Annotated in this window: 1 protein-coding gene; it reads left to right on the forward strand. The window is 71.2% G+C overall.

The features are described from left to right. Positions 1 to 97: 97 nt before the first annotated feature. The gene (locus ACYVDO_RS19665; RefSeq protein ID WP_460939085.1) at positions 98 to 1180 is read left to right on the forward strand and encodes an IS110 family RNA-guided transposase; all 1083 of its coding nucleotides are present in this window, start codon (positions 98 to 100) and stop codon (positions 1178 to 1180) included. Positions 1181 to 1418 lie beyond the last annotated feature (238 nt).

The raw sequence follows: 1418 nt of genomic DNA on the forward strand, positions 1-1418 counted from the left end.
TGGTTGCGGGCCGGGGCCTCGCTGACACATGTTCGTGGGTTACCGGACGAGGAAGTGGCCTTGCCCGGCCTATCCGACAGGTGTGGAGGAGGCCCCGGTGTTCATCGAGCGTACGAGCGTTGGGTTGGATGTGCACGCACGATCAGTGGTCGCTGCGGCGATCGACGGTGTGACTGGTGAGGTCGTGCAGGAGCGACTGGTCCCGGACCCGGAGGTGGTCATCGGCTGGTTGTTGCGCCTGCCGGGGCCGGTCGCGGTGACCTACGAGGCCGGCCCGACCGGGTTCGGTTTGGCCCGGGCTGTCAGCGCGGTGGGGTTGCGCTGCGAGGTGGCGGCACCGTCCAAGCTGCTGCGTCCGGCCGGGGACCGGGTCAAGACCGACGCTCGGGACGCGGTGCTGTTGGCGCGGCTGCTGCGCCTGGGTGAGATCGTGCCGGTGCAGGTCCCCACGATGCCCCAGGAAGCCGCCCGGGACCTGGTGCGCGCCCGTGAGGACGTGCGCGGTGATCTGATGCGGGCCCGGCACCGGGTGTCCAAGCTGCTGCTGCGCCACGGCCACGTCTACTACGGCGGCAAGGCATGGACCGGCGCGCACGACGCGTGGCTGCGCCGGATCCGGTTCGACCAGGCCGGCACGGCGGCAGCGTTCGACGCGGACTACGAGCAGGTCCAGCTCACCGCGGCCCGCCGCGACCGGCTCGACGCGGCAATCGCCGTGATGGCCGCCGACAGCGAGTTCACCGCGGTGACCCGAAGGCTGTGCTGCCTGCGCGGGATCTCCACCCTGACCGGGTTCGCCCTCGCGGTCGAGATCGGCGACTGGCACCGACTGTCCGGGGCCAGTATCGGCTCCTACCTGGGGCTGGTCCCCACCGAACGCTCCAGCGGTGACAAGCGCAACCAAGGTGGGGTCACCAAGACCGGCAACACCCACGCCCGGCGGCTGCTCACTGAAGCCGCCTGGCACCACAAGCCCGCCTACCGACGCGGCAAGACGATGCTCGAGCGGTGGGCCGCGGCACCCGCGCCGGTCGTGGCCCGCGCCGACGCCGGCAACCGGCGCCTGCACGCGCGCTGGGTCACCCTGGACGCCCGCAAGAAGAAGCACACCGTGGCCTGCACCGCCATCGCCCGCGAGCTGTCCGGCTGGTGCTGGTCCCTGGCCGTCATGGACGACTAACACCCCAAACCCGTTCACGCCCGCGAGGACCGGACGCAGCGCGTGGGGCAACCCGCTACTCGACTGTGAGCAGCCAACAACCGTGGCCACGCTCGACCTCAGAGCAGCGCGAAGGCCCCAGCCGAAACACCGCCCTGCGGTACCCAACCCGCGAATATCAGACTGACCGCGCGTCGACCTGACACGCCGCCCCGGACACCCAACCCGCGTGAACGCAGAGGCGCCGCCGACAACCCAG

This window comes from Phycicoccus ginsengisoli (assembly GCF_054779295.1).